Source organism: Desulfurella sp. (assembly GCF_023256235.1).
In the GTDB taxonomy this organism is placed as follows: domain Bacteria; phylum Campylobacterota_A; class Desulfurellia; order Desulfurellales; family Desulfurellaceae; genus Desulfurella.
On record NZ_JAGDWY010000024.1, the window covers coordinates 1 to 1,772 of the forward strand.

1 protein-coding gene and 1 pseudogene are annotated in these 1,772 nt (G+C 35.4%); both read left to right on the forward strand.

Annotated elements, in window-relative coordinates; all coding sequences use genetic code 11:
- Window positions 1-1,391, forward strand: a 1,391-nt coding sequence (locus Q0C22_RS02495; RefSeq protein ID WP_291490499.1) for a TolC family outer membrane protein, incomplete at its 5' end; no start/stop codon positions are given.
- 17 nt (window positions 1,392-1,408) lie between these two features.
- Window positions 1,409-1,772 (forward strand): annotated as a pseudogene (locus Q0C22_RS02500) (type I secretion system permease/ATPase); the annotation flags it as partial.

Here is a 1,772-nt window from a genome sequence, read left to right on the forward strand (position 1 = left end):
AAAGACATTTTTATTTGAAGCAAAGAGGTATCGCGTTAAAAGTGCTAAAAATTAAAAAAACACATTTGTTAGGCATTTGTCTTTTGGCTGCATCATTTTGTGGCTTAAGCCCAAAAGCCCACGCTATTGATTTGACACAAAGCTATTATAAAGCAATAGGCTATAATCCAAGCTATTTATCCTCTACTTATCAATATAAAGCCTCTCAAACATACAAAATGCAAGGCCTATCATACTTATTGCCACAAATTTCTCTTAGCGCTAATAGATCCAAGTACGATTTTAGAACTGCCCCATATTATTATGCAAACTACATGGCAAACACTATTTCACTGAATGCTCAACAGTATTTATTTAACCTATCAAGCTTTGCTATGTTTAAAGAGCTAAACACAAGAGCCAAGATGGGCGAATATCAATTTAAAGATGCCGACCAGCAAATTATATATAATGTAGCGCAAAGCTACTTTGATGTGCTTTCTGCATTAGACGAAATAAATCTTACAAAAATGGAAAAAAAAGCTGCACACGAAGATTTGGTTCTTGCCCAAAAACTATACAAAGCAGGTGAAGCAACTCTGGTTGACGTTGATGATGCGCAATCAAGGTATGATATTACGTCGGCAAAACTAATTCAGGCTCAAAATAAACTTGATATCGCCCTGACAAAATTTAAGGCAATTGTCGGTATTATGCCTGCAAGCATTTCTCCGCTTAAAGATGATATAAGCTTTAAATTTCCCACACCGTCAAAATTAGATGACTGGATAGAACTGGCAAAGCAAAACAGCCCTGTAATTAAATACTACGAACAAAATGTAAATTACTATAAGCAAGATTTAACCAAAGCTATTGGCGATCAGCTGCCAAGCGTAGCGCTTATTGCAAGCTATACTTACACAAACACAAATAGCTATATACAAACACAAACTATAAAATACGCAAGCATCGGCATACAAATAAATGTGCCAATTTTTAACGGCGGCAACTCAATAGCCAGAATTGACGAAGCCCACTATAGGGTAAAACAGGCTCAGATGGACAAAGAAAATTACCAAAACAACATTACCTCGAGTGTTACAGAAGCGTTTTTAAATGTATCAAGCGATATATCAAAAATTGACAGTTTAAGAATTGCAAAAAAAGCCGCTCAAACCGCACTAAAGGCAAATTACATGGGCCTAAAAGCCGGCATAAAAACTATTGCAGATGTGATAAATGCTCAAAAACAGCTATACGATGTAGAAAACCAGCTTTTAAACGCAAAATACAGCTATATTACAGATATGTTTAAGCTAAAATATTACTCTGGCACTTTAAGCAAAGATGATATAGACTTTTTTAATACATATTTGGCACCAAGCTCAGAGTTGATTGTTAGCAACAATTAAATAATTTCGGAGGTTTCGTGTTTTCCAGACCAAATTTTTTTGGCAGACAAAAGCCAAAAAGTCAGCTGCTGCAAGCATTAAAGCCATTTAAACAGGCATTCATTACAACAGGCATAGTAAGTGCCATAATTAATATTATAATGATAGTACCTTCAATATATATGCTGGAAGTTTACGATAGAATATTGGTTTCAAAGAGTGTGCCGACACTAATTTTGATTAGTTTAATGGTTTTAGGTTTTTACGCTTTTATGGGAGTTCTTGAATGGCTCCGCTCACAGCTTTTAATTAGGATAAGCAACAACATGGATGCCCAATTAAATGAAAGAGTGTTTTCTGTAGCATTTTCAAGCGCACTATACGCAAACACAGGCAACCCAT